Raw genomic sequence first — 17,441 nt, 5'->3', positions numbered from 1 at the left:
TGATGATGGCTCCCTCGCTTATTTATTCGTCGAATGCACTCATCGATGTGGGCATGTAGCCATCAAAAAACTCGACAACCGCAATGAGCCAGTCACTTGACTACATCTGTGCTATCGTCTCGCCAATGATTCGGATGCCGGCATCAATGTCAGCAGTATCCGGGCGCACAAAGTTGAGACGGATGTGGGAATCATCCATTTCGTCAACGTCGAACACGCTGCCCGGCATGAACGTAACGCCTTGGGAACGGCAGGATTCCAATACATCCAGAGAGCGCACGCCGTCCGGCAAAGAAACCCAAATATAGTAGCCGCCTGCAGGCACGGTCCAATACACTTCATTCGGCGCATACTGCTCCAATGCTGCGATTGCTGTATCTCGTCGAATGCGGTAAGCCTTGATCAAACCACGCAAATGTTCGGCGATGCGGCCTTCTTTAAGCAGTTCCAGGCAGATGCGCTGCGATGACGTGCTCGTATGCTGGTCGACCATGCGCCGCAGAGCCGCCAGCCGGTTGATCACATGCGGGTCGGCCACAACCCATCCCGTGCGCAGGCCCGAAGTGACGGTTTTCGAGAACGTCGACAAATACATCACGTATCCCGCATTCTCCATGCCTTTGAGCGGTATGGGGCGATGCGCGTCGGACGATTCCCCGCCGTACCACAGGTCGCCGTAAGCATCGTCTTCCACGATCAGACACTGATAGCGCCGCGCCACGTCGATGAGTTCGCTGCGTCGTTCGGGCGGCAGCGTGGTACCGGTGGGGTTTTGGAACGTCGGGACGGTGTAGATGAGCTTGGGCCGGAATCGCGCGCAATAGCCGTCCAACAGGTCTGTGCGCATACCGTGCTCGTCCACTGGAACGCCGATGATGCGCGCATCCGCCGAACGGAAGGTCTGCAATGCCGGGAAGAACGTGGATTGTTCGACCAGCACGCAGTCGCCGGGGTTGATGAACGCACGCACGATGAGGTCAATGCCCTGCTCGGAGCCGGAGAGCACCATCACGTTGCGGACGCCGCACTGTACGCCTCGTGCGCGCATATGTTCGGCAAGCAGCGCACGCAACTCTTCGAATCCCTCGATAGGTGATTCCGGTTGGCCGTCGAATTCCCGCGATTCGAAAGCCTCGATGCTCACCTTGCGCAGCAGATCGTCCGGGATATCCGCCGGGTTCGGCGAACCGGTGGCGAAGTCAATAATGGTGTCGCCGCGCTGCGCCCGCTCGGCCGAGGCGATGTCATGGTAGGTAAACCGGTTGGAATAATCAGAGAACAACACCGACCATGGCGGACGCACGACGGTTGGCTCCGGGCCCTGAACCGAGCGGCTTTCACGAATCGTATGGACCACCGCAGAGCTGCCGCCCTGGTCCGTCGTCAAGAAATCAGTGGAGGTATCACGTTCTACGTCGCCGGAAGAGAAGGCTTGCGATGTTCCCATTTCTGCCGACGATCGTGTTGTTCGCGTTATTGCATTCCCGAAGTCACTGTTTGACGTGTGCGATGTTCGGCTTGCGGAGGCAGGCGGCAGCACGAACGTGCCTTTGCCGACTTTGGAGGCGATAAGACCTTCGTCCTTGAGCTGCTGATACGCCTGCAACACCGTGGTGCGATTGACTTCGAGACGCGAGGACAGCTCGCGTTCGGGAGGCAGGCGGTAGCCCTCGGCCATCGCGCCGGAGACGATCTGTTCACGCAGCTCGGCAGCCAGCTGCCGGTACATCGGCACCTTGCTGCGTCGATTCAGCTCAAGCTGCATGGCAGATCGTCTCCTTGATTCGTCAGTCGGATACCAGTCTAACGGCAGACGAATCGACTACAGCGACAGGAAGAGCTCGTGGATGCGGGTATCGTCCGTGAGTTCCGGGTGGAAGGCGGTGGCCAGGATGTTGCCTTGACGCAAGCCCACCACGTGGCCATCGACTTCGGTTTCGACCGTGGCCTCGGGGCCGACCGACACCACGTACGGTCCGCGGATGAATACCAGTGGGAAGTCCGTGATGCGCTGCGGGTCGTCGGGTTGGCCGAAATCGGCGGTGGCCTGGAAACTACCGAGCTGACGACCATAGGCGTTGCGGCGTACGACGGCGTCGAGCGCGCCAAAGTAGACGTTGTCGTCATTGTCGAGCTTTTTAGCCAGCAGAATCATGCCGGCGCAAGTGCCGAATACCGGTTTGCCTGCCTTGATGTGGGCGGCGATCAGCTCGAACAGTCCGGTCGAATGCAGGAGCTTGCCCTGTGTAGTGGATTCGCCGCCGGGCAGAATCACGCGGTCGATGGATTCATCGAAATCCTCGGCTGCGCGCAGCAGTTTCCACGGCGCACCGAGCTTGTCCAGCACCGCCGCATGTTCGGCGAACGCGCCCTGCACGGCCAGGATACCGGTCACGCCGTGCTTGGCGTTTTCGGCGTCCGCGGATTCTTCTTTGGAAATATATTCAACAGCTACAACCATGTCGTCTCCTTGGGCCTTGACTCCCGCTGGCGGGAGCGTCACCCTTTCTTGGCTCCCCTCAAAGAGGGAAGCCAAGGTAATGCGCTCACTCGCCGCGAGCGGCCATGATGGTCTGAATCTCGTCCTCGTTGATGCCGACCATGGCTTCGCCGAGGTTTTCGGACAGCTTGGCGAGCAGATCGGCGTCCTGCCAGTTGGCAGTGGCCTTGACGATAGCGGCGGCGCGCTTGGCCGGGTCGCCGGACTTGAAGATGCCGGAGCCCACGAATACGCCTTCAGCACCGAGCTCCATCATCAGGGCGGCGTCGGCCGGGGTGGCCACGCCACCGGCGGCGAAGTTCACGACGGGCAGACGGCCGTTGTCGTGCACGTACTTGGCCAGATCGTAGGGCACGGCCAGCTGCTTGGCGGCCTCGTAGACCTCGTCGTCGCGCAGGCCGACGAGTTCGCGGATCTGCTTGTTCATGGTGCGCATGTGACGCACGGCCTGAATCACGTCGCCGGTGCCGGGCTCGCCCTTGGTGCGAATCATGGCAGCACCCTCGGCGATGCGGCGCAGCGCCTCGCCCAGGTTCTTCGCGCCGCACACAAACGGCACATCGAACTGGTTCTTGTCGATGTGGTACACGTCGTCGGCCGGGGAAAGCACTTCGGATTCGTCGATGTAGTCGATTTCGATGGCCTGCAGAATGCGGGCTTCGGCGATGTGGCCGATACGCACCTTGGCCATGACCGGAATCGAGACAGCTTCCTGAATGCCCTTGATCATGGCCGGGTCGCTCATACGGGAGACGCCACCGGCGGCGCGAATGTCAGCGGGGATGCGCTCCAGCGCCATCACCGCGCAGGCGCCGGCGTCCTGCGCGATCTTCGCCTGTTCGGGCGTGGTGACGTCCATGATCACGCCACCCTTGAGCATCTGGGCCAGATTACGGTTGAGTTCCGCACGATTCTGCGTCATGAGTTTCCCTTCGTTTCGACGCTGCTTGGTATCGCGCTTCATTATTGAACGGATTGGATTGGCCCACCCAAACCAGTCCAATTTGGATGGGGCCAATCCGCAACTTCTTCACCCATCCAATCCGGCAACCGGTTGTATGGCCTTATGCATCCGGCACGTATTCGAAGATGCGCGCAATCAGTGGGAGGTATTAGCCGATGGTGTTGCCGTAGATTTGGGCTTGGAGGTCTTTACGGGCGGTTTCCATGCGGGCGATTTGGCCGAGGAGGGTTATTTTTTCTTCACCGTCGGGCAGTTGGGCCATGCGGCGTTTGGCCAAGCCGATCTGACGCATGAAGCCCATGTCCAGTAGTCGGGTGAGCAGTTCGGTGGCATAGCGCTGCTCTTCCGGCGTGGCAGGGCGTAGCTGCACGGCGGCCGCACCACCTCCGACTCCCCCAGGCACGTTCGACTGCGGAGGTTGTGCGCCATTACCACTGTCGTCGCCAGGCAGTGGCAACGGCATGACGGCCAGCTCGTTGATCACCTGATTGAGCATCGGCCCGCCTGCTTTGGTGAGGTTGTGCATCCACAGCCCCTGCGGGGTGTCATCGGATGGCAGTCCGCCGGCGGCCGCAATCGCTTGGAACAAAGTGCGGAACACCGAAGTCATGAAATGCTCGATGGTCAGCTGTCCGAACATGGTGCGGTCGATGGCGCGCGGCACCTGAATCAGCACGGCCATGAACTGCTGTTCGGCGATGAATACGGCGTCGTCGATCTTGAAATACGCCTGTTCGGCGGCGTCACGGCGCTCCAACGCCTTGCGCGTGGCCGGATTGGCGTACGGGTTGGCGCCGGGCTCCACACGCGGCTCGTCACGCTCGAATCGGCGCTTGGGCGCATAGGCGTCCTCATCGCGCACGTGCATCTGCCGGCGCGCGTTCATCACCTCGCGGCGCATCACCTCAAGGTCCACGCCGATACGGCCCGCGGACTTGCGCGCGTAAGCGTCCCACAGGGAGCGGTCGCGAATCTGCGCCACCAGCGGGGCCACGGCTTTCATCGCACCCACCTGGCCGGGCGTATAGGTCAGGTCAAACCGGCTGATGGCGGCGTCGATTACGAAGTCATACAACGGTTTGGCGCGGGCGATCAGCGAGCGCACCGCCTCGTTGCCTCGCTCGATGCGCAGATCGCACGGGTCGAGATTGTCGTCGGCCACGGCCACGAAGGTCTGGGAAAGGAACGCCGAATCAAGGCCGAAGGCATGCAGCGCGGCCTTCTGACCGGCAGCGTCACCATCGAACGTGAACACAATGCGTGAGCTCAACGGCTGGTCCTTGACCTTCAGCGGCCCGACCAATTGCACCGCGCCCAGCGAATCATCAGCAATAAGTCGGCGCACAATCTTGGCGTGCTCGGCGCCGAACGCCGTACCGCACGTGGCGATGGCGGTGTCAATGCCGGTCAAGTGCATGGCCATCACGTCCGTATAGCCTTCAACAATCACGACCTGTCGCTTCTTGACGATGGCGGATTTGGCCAAATCGATGCCGTAGAGCACCTGGGTCTTGCGGTAGAGCTGCGTGTCCGGCGTGTTGATGTATTTGGCGGCGATCTGGTCGTCCTCATACAGCTTGCGCGCGCCGAAGCCGAGCGTGCGGCCGGTCGAATCGCGGATGGGCCACGTCACGCGGCCGCGGAAATAGTCATAGATGCCGCGCTGGCCTTGACGGGCCAAGCCCGCGTCGAGGATTTCCTTCTGCGTAAACCCTTTGGAGGACAAGTGGCGCACAAGATTATCCCAACCTTGGGGCGCGTAGCCGCAACCGAAACGTTCGCAATCAGCTTGGGAGAAGTTGCGGCCGCCAAGCAGCTTGCGGGCGGGCAGTGCTTCCTTGGTCAGGATCTGGGAGACGAAGAAGCGCTGGGCTTCCTCGCAGGCTTCCAGCAGTCGCGTGCGTTTGGAGCCGGTGTTCTCGCGGCTCGGGCCGTTGCCGCTGTTCTCGTAGTGCAGCTCGATATGGTACTTGTCGGCGAGCAGTTCCACGGCTTCGCGGAAGTCGATGTTTTCGGATTGCTCGACGTATTTGAATACGTCGCCACCCAAGCCGCAGCCGAAGCAGTGCCACACGCCGAGTGAGGGGCGCACGTTGAAGCTGCCGGTTTTCTCGTCGTGGAACGGGCACAGGCCCACGAAGGTGCCAGTACCGGAGGGCTTAAGCGTTACGGTCGCAGATACAATGTCATACAGGTCCGCGGCGGCGCGCACCTTCTCGACATCTTCTTTCTTAATCATTCCGACCATAAGTCTCTAGAGTACCGCCTCACCTGAGACACGGTAAATTTTTACCGTCGGTTATCATTCCTTCCGCGAAACTCCCTTCAGTCGCCTACAGCGACAGCTCCCCTCACCCGAAGGGAGCTGGCTCGCGCAGCGAGACTGAGGGAAGCACCCGCCCAACACGCCCTCAGCACAAGATGGAGTGCAGGGCCAGGGCGGAGTTGTCGGTCAGGCTTGCGACCTGATCGATGGCGACGCGCAGACGTTCGTCGTCGTTGGTGGATTCGTTCCAATCGGCCAGGAACTGGCTTTCCAAAGCGTCGGATGGGAGCGGCGAATCGGCCATAAGCACATCGACCAAATCCGATACGATCTTGAGCTCCTCCTGATGGAATGGCTCGCGCTCGCGAGGCGCCATGACGAAGTACACGGCGATGCCCTTCAGTGCCACGATCTCGTAATTCGTGTTCTCGGGAATCACGATGTTCGAGGAATACCGGGTCAACGGCCCGGGCCCGTACGTGTCGCGCGTGGCGGTTTCCACCGACCAGCAGAAGCGACCGATCAAATCGGACGTAATGTTCTTAAGCTGCGCCAACGATTCGCGCGAACCATTGAAATGTGCAGGGAACAAATGCTCTCGGCGCAATCGCATGAACGCGGCCAGCAGCTTGTCGGCATCCCACTTCGCCCCATACCATGCGCGCGCCTGCTCGATGATGTGGTCCAGCATCTTCGGATCGGCGAGCACAATCGGATCGAACGCGCCGGTGGCGATGGAATCCTCGACGTCATGCACGGAGTAGGCGATATCATCCGAAAGGTCCATGATCTGGCATTCCATGGGTTTGGTGGCCTGGGGCGCGCCGATTTTGAGCCAGCGGAACACCGGTTCGTCATCCGGGTAGACGCAGAATTTCTTCGACCGCTCCCCCTTTGGGTGTTGGTCGGCTTCGGCCAAGGTCCACGGGTATTTGACGGCCGCATCCAAGGCCGCACGGGTCAGGTTCACGCCGGCCGAACGCCCGTCCGGGTGAAAGATCTTGGGTTCGAGCCGGGTCAGGATACGCATGGTCTGTGCGTTGCCCTCGAAGCCGCCGATATTGCCGGCGATGTCGGCGAGCGCACGCTCCCCGTTGTGCCCGAACGGCGGGTGACCAAGGTCGTGGGCCAGACAGGCGCAGTCGACCACGTCCGGATCACAGCCGAGCAATGCGCCGATTTGGCGACCGATCTGGGCGACTTCCAGCGTATGCGTCAGTCGAGTGCGGGCGAAATCGTCGGTACCGGCAATCAGAATCTGGCTTTTCGCGCCCAAACGCCGCAAAGCGGACGAATGAATCAGTCGCGCGCGATCGCGCTCGAACGCGGTGCGCGACTTGGATTTGGGCGGCTCGGGTACCCATCGCTCCTCGTCGAAGGCGCTGTAGCCCTCATCGCTCAGCACCTGTTCCCCATCCAACGTTGTTTCCATATGCCAAGCATAGGCACACATATCGGCCGCAGTAATCCCGACTTCCCGAATATGTGCCACTGACGTCAACTCAACGGCACATATTCGGGAGATTGGGGCCGATTCCCCGAATATGTGACGCTCAGCACATGTCAGTGGTACATACTCGGGAAGAAGGGATTACGGGGTGCCACCGTATGGCGGTAATGCACCTTATAGCAGCGTGGCGGGGTCGAGCTTGGCGAGGTCGGCGGCGGGCAGTACTTCGGCGGCATGCTCGTAAAGGCGCGGGATGCGGTTGCGCAGGCAGGTGAAGATCTCGTAGCTGATGGTGTCGGCGGCGCGGGCCCAATCGTCGGCGGTAGGCTCAACGCAATCCTCGCCGCGGCCCGGGCCGAACAGTTCGACCGTGTCGCCCTCGTGAACGCCGAGTTCGGCGGCGGATCCGTGCAGATCCACGATGAACTGGTCCATGCACACGCGGCCGCACACGCGGTAGAGCTTCGGACCTTCGGTGGTCATGATGCGCACCGGGCCGCCCGGCTTCTCCACGTGCTTGGCGCCTTCCATATCGAAACCGGAAGCGGAGCGGTGGATGCCATCGGCGTAGCCCAGCGGCACAATAGCGGTCGAGGTGTTGTCCGAGGTCAGGTAGGTGCGGCCATAAGAGATGCCATGGCCGGCCTCCACATCCTTGATCGTGCCGAGCTGCGCCTGCAGGCGCATGGCCGGGGTCAGATGCCAGTCGCGCGGGGTGCCCATCGCGGGATCGGGCTCGTAGCCGTACAGGCCGATGCCGGGGCGGGTGAGTTCGAAGTGAATCTCCGGGCGGTCCAAAGTGGCCGCTGTGTTGGCCAGGTGACGGATCTCCGGCGGAATGCCGGCCTGTTCCATGCGGCGCGTGAAGTCCTTGAATGTTTCGATCTGGCGGTCGGTGGAGGACACGAATTCAGGCACATCGGGCGAATCGGCCACGGCGAGATGGCTCCACTGACCCACAATATGCAACACGCCCTCTTTGGCGAGCGGCACGAGTTTGGCGAGCGCGGCGTCGAATCCGGCCGGTGTGAAACCGTTGCGACCGAAGCCGGAATCGACCTTGACGTGTACGCGGGCGGGCTTGCCGAGCTTGCGTGCGGCGGCGGCCACGGCATCGATGCCGGGCAGGGAGCCGACCGATACGTCGATGTCGGCGGCGATCAGCTCGTCGAATGGCACTTCGGTGCCGTTGTATACCCAAGTCAGAATGCGGCAACGGTCGGGGCCGATGCCGAGTTTGCGCAGCAGCAGTGCTTCATGCGATTGCGCGGTGCCGAGCCATGTCGCGCCGCCGGCGAGCGCGGCCAGTGCGGCGGGCAGCAGTCCGTGGCCGTATGCGTCGGCCTTAACCACGCCCATCACCGCCGTGCCGGAGTTCGGGCCGCCGACCACGGAGACCAGGTGGGCCATGTTGTCGCGCATGGTTTTGAGGTTCACGATGCCCTGTGCGGGGTATTGGCGGCGGGCGGCCGCATAGTTGGCCTTGCCCTGCTCGGACGAGAATGCGATTTCGGGTGCTGCGTTCATGCTCATAGGCACCTATTGTTGCGCAGGAATATGACGTGTGGTCGCAATCGTCTGTTTTCGCCCGGCAGTCGTACACTAATGACCGATATGCGGTTTCTCGGAAGCCGCCTTTGATTCCCGGCGTTGAGGCGTGCCGGGATCCCGGAAATCCGTCCGGTCTAGCCCCATATCTTAAGTTTCATGAGAGAAGAACATGGATCTGTTTCGTAAGAAAAGCGTGGATCAGCTTGTCGCCGAATCCACTCCCCTGAAGCGCACGATGCGCACCTTCGATCTGACGATGCTCGGCATCGGCGCGATCATCGGCACCGGCATCTTCGTGCTCACCGGCAAGGGCGCGCTGACCGCCGGCCCGGCCCTGTCCGTATCGTTCCTGCTGGCCGCCGTCTGCTGCGGTTTCGCCGGCCTGTGCTACGCCGAGTTCGCCGCCATGGCACCGGTGTCCGGCTCGGCCTACTCCTATGCCTATCTGGCATTCGGCGAGCTCATCGCCTTCGTGATCGGCTGGGATCTGATTCTGGAGTATGCTCTGCAGGCGGCCACCGTGTCCGCCGGCTGGTCGGGATACTTCAACAAGTTGTTGGAAGGCTTCGGACTGCATCTGCCGGTCGAGCTGACCGCCGCCTACGGCACCAATCCGGACGTCACCACCTACTTCAACCTGCCCGGCTTCGTCATCGTGCTCATCATCACGTGGGTGCTGTCCATCGGCATCAACCAGACCAAGCGCACCAATGACGTGATGGTGCTCATCAAGCTCGCCATCATCGTGCTGTTCATCGTGTGCGCCGTGTGGTACGTCAAGCCGTCCAACTGGCAGCCGTTCTCCCCGTACGGCATCTACACTTTCCAGCCCGGCTCCACCCAGCCGTACGGCATCGTGCCGGCCGCTTCCATCGTGTTCTTCAGCTTCATCGGCTTCGATGCCGTGTCCTCTTCCGCCGAGGAGACCATCAACCCGAACAAGACACTGCCGCGCGGCATCCTGCTGTCCCTGGCCGTTTCCACCGTGCTCTACATCGTCATGACCATGATCATGACCGGCGTGGTGCCCTACAAGGAGTTCGCCAAGTACATCGACGCCCCAGTGGCCGGCGTGATTCTGGAGACCGGCATGAACTGGCTCGCGGTGATCGTGAACCTGGGCGCCCTCATCGGCATGACCACGGTGATGCTCGTACAGCTGTACGGCCAGTCCCGTATCTGCTACGCCATGAGCCGTGACGGCCTGTTCCCGAAGTTCTTCGGCCACGTGCACGAGAAGTACCGCACCCCGTTCAAAGGCACCTGGTTCTTCGGTCTGCTGACCGCGTTCGCCGGCGGCTTCATCAACATCAACGTGCTGTTCGAGCTGGTGAACATCGGTACGCTGTCCGCGTTCATCATCGTGTCGGCCGGTATTCTATGGATGCGCAAGACCCAGCCGAATGCGCCCCGCGGCTTCCGCGCGCCGGGCGTGCCGGTCACCCCGATTCTGGCCATCGTATTCTGCTTCGTGCTCATCGCCGGTCTCAACTGGGAGACTTGGGTGCGTTTCGCCATCTGGTTCGGTCTGGGCCTGATCGTGTACTTCGGCTACAGCCGCAAGCGCTCCAAGCTCGGCCTTGAGCAGAGGGCCGGGGCTGACACCAAGGTCGCTGCGACTGAGGACTGAGGTCTATCGGCTGACCGATAGCCGATGGCTGCTTTCGTGAAAACCGTACGCTGAGTTACTTTCAGCGTACGGTTTTTGCGATATGAGGCCATGTTTCGTGAAGAACGTACGCTGAGTGCCGCTGTTTCGTTTTTCTATACACCCAACTGAAGAATCCGCCCGGTTCTTTAATTTCCGCTCGAGCTATCCGCATCCGCCACGATCGCCATATTTGCCATCATCGCAAGAACCCTCATGGCCCTCCCGCCCCGGTTTCTGATTGAAAAACGGCAATGCACGCGCTAGATTCGTTCGGCATGAAGTAAGTGCGAATTCATTGTCAGAGGTCCGCATACAAAACTGACATAACCATATTACCGGGCAATAACAATCCTCGGTGGTTTCCGGGATTCTGCTTCATGCCATTGCACATTCCACAACTCAATTTGCCGAGAGCACGAAGCGTCGAATCGAACGACCGGACAGCCGGGCCAAGCTGTCCGTCGGATATCCGCATATGGGCGTGTCGCGCGGTTGACAAAACCGCAGGTGCACGCAATAATCTAATCTAACGAAACGTTTCGACAGTGATGTTGGACGGTTCGCTAACGGCGAAAACCAACAGACATAACCCATGCGCACTCGTGCGGACATGGCATGATGCCGGGCATACGCCGGCCGCTGAAGGCCGACCGAAAGCACAGGAAAGGAGGCGATGATGGCTGGAATCAAGGACGTGGCACACGCGGCCGGGGTGTCGGTCAGCACGGTCTCCTATGTGCTGTCCGGCAAGCGCGCGATCTCGGAGAAGACCGCCGCCAAGGTGCGCGACGCCATCCGCGAGCTGCAGTACATGCCGGACGCCTCCGCCCAGAAGATGCGGGGTATCCGCAACCGGATCCTGGCTGTCAGCGAGCCGATTCGCGGCGACATCAACGAGGCGAAGTACAACGCGTACTTCCTGCACACGGCACGGCAGGCGAGGAACGCAGGCTACGACGTGCTGCTGCTCAGCGGCGAGGATGCGGTGGACGACATCCGCCGTGTGACCCGCAGCAACATGGTCGACGGCGTGCTGCTGCTCGACATCGTAGAGGACGACGAGCGCGTGGCCGAGGCCGGCTCGTACGGCAAGCCCTGCGTGGCCATCGGCTATCCGAGCCGCAAGGGAGACTGCGCGTGCGTGGACATCGACTTCCCCGCCGCCGCCGACCTCGCGGTGCGCTACCTGCATGGCAAAGGGCACCGCGACGTCATCCTGTTGCGCGACAACGAGCGCGACTACGAACGCCAGTCCGGCTATGTGCTGACGCTGCGCCGCCTGATGCTGGAGCGGGCCGGGGAGATGGGCATGCGCGTCACGGAGTCGGCCAAGAACGAGTTCGGCCGGTTCGACGCGCGTGCCTTCGTGGACGGCCTCCTGAAGTCGCTTCCCCGCCCCACCGCGATCATCAGCCAGGCCGATGCCGATACGCTCAACATGGTGACCCGCGAACTTGAGAACCGCGGAATCGACATCCCCGGCGACATCTCTATACTCTCCTGCGGCACGTTCCTTAAGAACGAGCTAGTGGCCCACCCGGTCACCGAGATACCGCTGATGCCGAGGCTGCTCTGCTCCAAGGCCGTGGGCCTGCTGCTCTCCGCAGTCGAGGACGGCCGCACGATCGGAGCGGAAAGTGAGTTCGTGCCGCCCAGAATCGAGGACCGCGGCTCGGTGTGCTCCCTGAACGAGGGGGATGAGTCATGAGACCGGTGGTCGCGTATCCCCCTGCAATGCTTTATATCCATAGTAGAAACGTTTCGATTCCGATCACGTCGCCTACGACGGCGCGATCGGCTACAATCCGGCCGTAACCCACACCTGCCGGCCCACCCCGGACCGGCCCGCCAAGGGTCGACGCAGACGCCTGTCCCGTTAATCGAAACGTTTCGATTATCTTCACCACAACTGTTGCCGATGGCAATAACCAATAGGAAAAGGAGAATTCCATGAACATCAAACGAGGAATCGCAGCTCTGGCCGTGCTGGCGATGTCGGTGACCACGCTCGCGGCGTGCGGCAGCGACACCGCACAGGACGAAGGCGCCCCGGCCAGCCTGTCCTTCTGGTACTACGAGGAAGAGGACGCCGGACAGACCCAGGCCTGGAAGAAGGCCGCCGAGATGTTCAAGAAGGAGACCGGCGTCACCATCAACTTCGAACGCAAGTCCTTCACCCAAATCGCGCAGAACGGCAGTCAGTTCCTCAACTCCGACGAGGCCCCGGACCTCATGGAATCCAACCGCGGCAACGGCTCAGCGGGTGTGCTGTCCACCATGGGCCTGCTCACCGACCTCGGCGACTACGTCGACCAGTACGGCTGGGACGAGAAGGTCACCGGCTCGAACGCCGAAACCGCCAAGTACGACGAGAACGGCATCATGGGCGGCGACACCTGGTACGGCATGAGCAGCTACGCCGAATTCCAGCGTGTCTACTACAACAAGAACCTCTTCGACAAGTACGGCATCGAGATTCCGACCACCTACGACGAGTTCATGGACGCCTGCCAGAAGTTCGTGGATGCCGGCGTGACCCCAATCGCCGCCGACGCCCAGGAATACGGCGTGATGTGGCTGTGGTGGCAGCTGGTCTCCAAGAACGCCGACTCCACATTCATGGACAACTGGCACCTGTACAAAGGCAAGGTCGACTGGAACTCCAAGACACTCACCAACGCCACGGACACCATCAGCGAATGGCTCGACAAGGGCTTCATCTCCAAGAACGCTACCGGCATGAAGGCCGAGGACACCACCCAAGCGTTCATCAAGGGCGAATACCCAATCTACCAGACCGGCACCTGGAACCAAGGCCGCTTCGCCAAGCAGATCACCGGCTTCGAATGGACGGCCGCCGTCATGCCCGAATCCAAGTTCGCGGTCGGCTGCGCCGGCAACCTGCTCGTCATCCCCGAACGCTCCAAGCACCACGACCTGTCCGCCAAGTTCATCGATTACGTGCTCTCCGACGAGGTCCAGAACTACCTCGGCAACGTCGGCGGCATCCCGGTCGCCGCCGACCTGGACAAGATCACCGACGAGAAGAGCAAGGACATGATCGAGGAGTACGACTCCTACGCCAGCAAGAGCAAGCTCAGCTACTACCCCGACTACGCCGCCTCAAGTCTGACCGACGCCATCCCCGCCTCCTTCCAGGAACTGGTGAACGGAACCAAGGACACCTCCGCCGTGCTCAAGGACATCCACTCGAAGTACGACTCCGGCGTCGAGGAGATGGGCTTCTCGAACTGATTGCCGCCCGGCGGCCATGAATCGTATGGCGGGGCGTGGTTTGTCCCTTTTCCACGCCCCGTCATCACTCCCCTGACCAATCCCAATCCCGCACGCATAGCAATCCACCCGTCATATACACACACCAAGGAGAGAGCAATGGCAGGCAACACCAAGCACGCCCATAACGTGGCGCTTTCACGGCTTCCCGGTAACAGGTCTTCGCGCTTCGTTCCCTATCTGATCCCGGGCATCCTCGGCCTGGCCATCATCGTCATCATCCCGTTCGTTTGGAACATCTACCTGAGCCTCACCCGCTGGCGCGGCGTAGGCCCGGTGCGCTTCATCGGACTGCAGAACTGGCAACGACTGTTCAAGGACTCCACGTTCTGGATCTCGTTCCTCAACTCGTTCTGGATCATCGTCGCCATCGTCGTGATCCCCACGATCCTGGGCCTGTTCATCTCGTCGCTACTTACCGACGTCATCCAGAAGAAGTTCGGCGGCAAGACCGCGTCCTTCCTGCGCGCCCTGTTCTACCTGCCCCAGCTGCTGCCCGTCGCCGTGGCCGCGATCATCATGGGCTGGATCTTCCGCCCCGAAGACGGCGCCGTGAACGCGCTCCTGGAACAGATCGGCCTCGGATCGCTGACCCACAACTGGCTCGGCAGCCCGGACAGCGCGCTGCCGGTCCTCATGTTCATCCTCGTGTGGATCCAGCTCGGCTACCCCATCGTCATCTTCATGTCCGGCCTGCAACGCGTCGACCCCGAGCTCTATGAGGCCGCCAGCCTCGACGGCGCCAACTGGTGGCAGAAGTTCCGCGTGGTCACCCTGCCGTCCATCATCCCCGAACTGCTCGTCGTGATCCTGACCGCCACCATCGGCGCGTTGAAGACCTTCGCCCCTGTCTACCTACTGACCAAGGGTGGGCCGGGCACCGCGACCACAGTGCCGTCTTACTACTCGTACAACCAGTTCTTCCAGGTGCAGCAGGTCGGCTACGGCGCCGCCATCTCCACCGCCCTGACCGTGGTCATCATCGTCTTCTCCGTGGTGTTCACCATCATCCAGAAGCGCGTCGAAAAGAACATGGTCTGATTCCAAGGACACGACGCCGCTCCACACCCCCCAAAAACACCGAATCGCATTTTTCCGAAATCGAGGATCGAACCATGACACAGACAATGACCGCCGCAACGGCGAAGAGGGCATCGCACAAGACGCAGCACGTCCGCTCGGCAGGCGACTGGGTGACGCTGGTCCTGCTGGTCGTCGCCGCACTGATCGTCCTGTTCCCGCTGCTCGTGCTGACCGTCAACGCCTTCAAGACGCAAGTCGACTATAACGCAGCCGGCCCACTGAGTCTGCCGAAGACCTTCACCATGGAAGGCATCGTCTCCTTCTGGACCACCACGAAGTTCTCGATGAAGTTCCTCAACAGCCTCATCATCTCCCTGACCGTCGCCGTGGCCGCCGTGGTGCTGTCCGTGCTCAACTCCTTCGCGCTAGGCATCGGCCGCGTCAAAGGCAACACATGGATCGTGCTGGCCATCATGCTGGCGAACATGATGCCGCAGGAGGCACTGCTCTACCCGCTGTACACCATGTTCAAGGCCGCCGGGCTGTACAACACGAAGCTCGCGATCATCATCATCTTCACCATCATCCAAAGCGCGTACGGCACCTACCTGCTCTCCTCCGTGTACGGCACGTTCCCGCAGGCCATCCTCGAGGCCGCATCCATCGACGGCGCCTCCCGCTGGCAGGTGCTGCTCAAGGTGGTGCTGCCGATCTCCTGGCCCACCATCAGCGTGCTGTTCGTGTTCTTCTTCGTCTGGACGTGGAACGAATACATGATCCCGATGGCGTTCCTGATGGGCGACGACGTGCAGACCATCCCGCTGGCCCTGGCCACGCTCCAGGGACAGCACACGATGGAAGCCACCACCCTGGCATCCGCATCGCTGCTGAGCATCATCCCGACCATCATCTTCTTCGTCATCTTCCAGCGCAAGCTCTCCCAGGGCATCACCGCCGGTGCCGTGAAATAACACCCCCAGCATCCCCGGCCCGCCCCAGACAAAACGCCGTGGCGGGCCGGGCCTGCGACAGGAAAGGAAGTGAGCATCATGCTCGACGCATTCACCACAGCGAACCCCGCGCCGGGGCTCGGACAAGGCGCCTTGGATGCCGTGGCCATGAGGGCCCCCGGCCGCACCCGCTGCATCAACGCCGAAAACCCGGACGGCGGCAAGGGCCGCGCGGCCATGGCGGCCAGCGCGTTGGGCCCCTCCCGCAAGGGAAGCCCCTGCATCCGCACGGTGAGGTCCGGGGAATCGGTGACTTTGATGGACGTCGAGGGCCCCGGCGTGATCCGTCACATCTGGATGACGGTAACCGACCGCACCTCCCCCACCGGCCCCGACGTGCTACGCAACCTGATCCTGGAATTCTACTGGGACGGCGAGGACTCCCCCTCGGTGCAATGCCCGATCGGCGACTTCTTCTGCTGCGGACACGCCCAGTCCTGCACCATCAACTCAATTCCCGTCATGGTCAACCCGAACCGGGGCTTCAACTGCTACTTCGCCATGCCGTTCGAACACGCGCGCATCGTGCTGCGCAACGACCACAACGAGGACGTGCCCGCGTTCTTCTACCAAATCGACTACACCGAATACGACCGGCTGCCGGCCGACACGATGCGCTTCCACGCGCAGTGGCGCCGCCAACGCGTCACCGAACTCGCCCACGACTACGTGGTGCTCGATGGCGTCGAAGGACACGGCACCTACGTCGGCACCTACCTGGCGCTCACCGCGCTCGAAAGCCGCTGGTGGGGCGAAGGCGAATTCAAGTTCTATATCGACGGCGACGGCAAATACCCCACCTGGTGCAGCACCGGCGCCGAGGACTACTTCGGCGGCGCCTGGAGCTTCGCCGAATTCGACGAACACGGCCGCATGCACGAGCGCACCTTCACCGGCCCATACCTCGGCTTCCCGTTCTACTCGCAGAACCTCGCCGGACGCGAAAGCGCCTACTGGGACACTGCCACCCCCGTGACCCGCGGCCTATACCGTTGGCACATCCCCGACCCGATCTACTTCGAGCGAGACCTGCGCGTCGAATGGCAGCAGATCGGCACCGAGGAAGCCGGCAACTTCGAACGACAGGACGACGTGGCCACGGTCGCCTACTGGTACCAAAGCGAACCACACAAGCCATTCGCCCCAATCGGCGACCGCGCGTTCCGCCGGCCACGGTGACTTCCTCGATGCCTGTCGGCCGATGGAGCCACATCGGTCGACAGGCATCGCCATGTCTTCCACATGGCAGGCATACGCCACCGAAATCGTCTGAATGGCTCGATTCCATTAACTCGTGGATTCTCCGACCATCCGTCAAGCAAGTCACGGTCGTCTACGAACGCATCTATTCGAATTGGTATCCGGAATAGACTTTGCCGTCATCCGGCCCGACCAGCACGGGTGCCGAACGCCAGTCGCCGGGAATCTGTTCATCCCAATACGAGGCTTTCGTATCTGGCACCGGAGCCGACGAGCCGGTCGGATAATAGGTCCACGTATCCGTGCCGATGACGCAGAATCCAGCGTGTCGCTGGCCATGTCGATGGACTTGGACAGCGTGTCCCTGACCGTGGGATCGTCCACCTTGCCCTCCGAGGAGCCGAGCGTGGATTGGCAACGGTGTGTTGGACGGACGGCCATTGTCCGACCCGGGATTCGACTGGACGCCGCCGCACGACGACAGCATGACAGCCGCAAGCATCGTCACGACGCCCCCGACCCAACGTGTTCT

12 protein-coding genes are annotated in these 17,441 nt (G+C 61.6%); 6 read left to right on the top strand and 6 right to left on the bottom strand.

The annotated features are described in order from the left end of the window. Positions 1-100: 100 nt before the first annotated feature. From ACEUKI_RS07055 to alr, 6 genes are all read right to left on the bottom strand, one after another. Positions 101-1,765, bottom strand: a complete 1,665-nt coding sequence (locus ACEUKI_RS07055) for a PLP-dependent aminotransferase family protein (protein WP_080785225.1) — start codon at positions 1,763-1,765, stop codon at positions 101-103. Positions 1,766-1,822: 57 nt separating this feature from the next. Beyond that, positions 1,823-2,461 carry a pyridoxal 5'-phosphate synthase glutaminase subunit PdxT gene (gene pdxT / locus ACEUKI_RS07050; RefSeq protein WP_115770757.1) on the bottom strand — a complete coding sequence of 213 codons (639 nt, stop codon included), beginning with the start codon at positions 2,459-2,461 and terminating at the stop codon, positions 1,823-1,825. An 85-nt stretch (positions 2,462-2,546) separates the two neighbouring features. Beyond that, positions 2,547-3,422 (bottom strand): pyridoxal 5'-phosphate synthase lyase subunit PdxS, encoded by an 876-nt coding sequence (gene pdxS / locus ACEUKI_RS07045; protein WP_007053677.1) that lies wholly within the window; start codon positions 3,420-3,422, stop codon positions 2,547-2,549. Positions 3,423-3,612: 190 nt separating this feature from the next. Beyond that, positions 3,613-5,712, bottom strand: coding sequence for a DNA primase (gene dnaG / locus ACEUKI_RS07040; RefSeq protein ID WP_374156647.1), 2,100 nt, complete (start codon positions 5,710-5,712; stop codon positions 3,613-3,615). A 163-nt stretch (positions 5,713-5,875) separates the two neighbouring features. Next, a complete protein-coding gene (locus tag ACEUKI_RS07035) occupies positions 5,876-7,162 on the bottom strand; it encodes a deoxyguanosinetriphosphate triphosphohydrolase (RefSeq protein ID WP_131222364.1) in 1,287 nt (428 codons plus the stop codon). A gap of 192 nt (positions 7,163-7,354) precedes the next feature. Continuing rightward, the gene (gene alr / locus ACEUKI_RS07030; protein WP_374156646.1) at positions 7,355-8,713 is read right to left on the bottom strand and encodes an alanine racemase; all 1,359 of its coding nucleotides are present in this window, start codon (positions 8,711-8,713) and stop codon (positions 7,355-7,357) included. 187 nt (positions 8,714-8,900) lie between these two features. Between alr and ACEUKI_RS07025 the strand changes: the two genes are divergently transcribed. The 6 genes from ACEUKI_RS07025 to ACEUKI_RS07000 all read left to right on the top strand — a co-directional run bounded on the left by ACEUKI_RS07025 (position 8,901) and on the right by ACEUKI_RS07000 (position 16,888). After that, positions 8,901-10,361: an APC family permease gene (locus ACEUKI_RS07025; RefSeq protein ID WP_080785230.1), complete on the top strand. Its 1,461-nt coding sequence runs from the start codon at positions 8,901-8,903 to the stop codon at positions 10,359-10,361. 694 nt (positions 10,362-11,055) lie between these two features. Beyond that, on the top strand, positions 11,056-12,090 hold the full coding sequence (locus ACEUKI_RS07020; protein ID WP_238609824.1) for a LacI family DNA-binding transcriptional regulator: 1,035 nt from the start codon (positions 11,056-11,058) through the stop codon (positions 12,088-12,090). A gap of 242 nt (positions 12,091-12,332) precedes the next feature. After that, a complete protein-coding gene (locus tag ACEUKI_RS07015; RefSeq protein ID WP_080785231.1) occupies positions 12,333-13,637 on the top strand; it encodes an ABC transporter substrate-binding protein in 1,305 nt (434 codons plus the stop codon). Positions 13,638-13,775: 138 nt separating this feature from the next. After that, positions 13,776-14,717 carry a carbohydrate ABC transporter permease gene (locus ACEUKI_RS07010; protein WP_065443825.1) on the top strand — a complete coding sequence of 314 codons (942 nt, stop codon included), beginning with the start codon at positions 13,776-13,778 and terminating at the stop codon, positions 14,715-14,717. 74 nt (positions 14,718-14,791) lie between these two features. Then, positions 14,792-15,670 (top strand): carbohydrate ABC transporter permease, encoded by an 879-nt coding sequence (locus ACEUKI_RS07005; protein ID WP_065443827.1) that lies wholly within the window; start codon positions 14,792-14,794, stop codon positions 15,668-15,670. 78 nt (positions 15,671-15,748) lie between these two features. Beyond that, on the top strand, positions 15,749-16,888 hold the full coding sequence (locus ACEUKI_RS07000; RefSeq protein WP_080785232.1) for a glycoside hydrolase family 172 protein: 1,140 nt from the start codon (positions 15,749-15,751) through the stop codon (positions 16,886-16,888). Positions 16,889-17,441: the final 553 nt, after the last annotated feature.

The organism is Bifidobacterium sp. 2450, from assembly GCF_041900695.1.
Lineage (GTDB): Bacteria > Actinomycetota > Actinomycetes > Actinomycetales > Bifidobacteriaceae > Bifidobacterium > Bifidobacterium longum.
The sequence above is the reverse complement of the archived record's forward strand: the minus strand, read 5'-3'. Positions and strand labels throughout refer to the sequence as shown.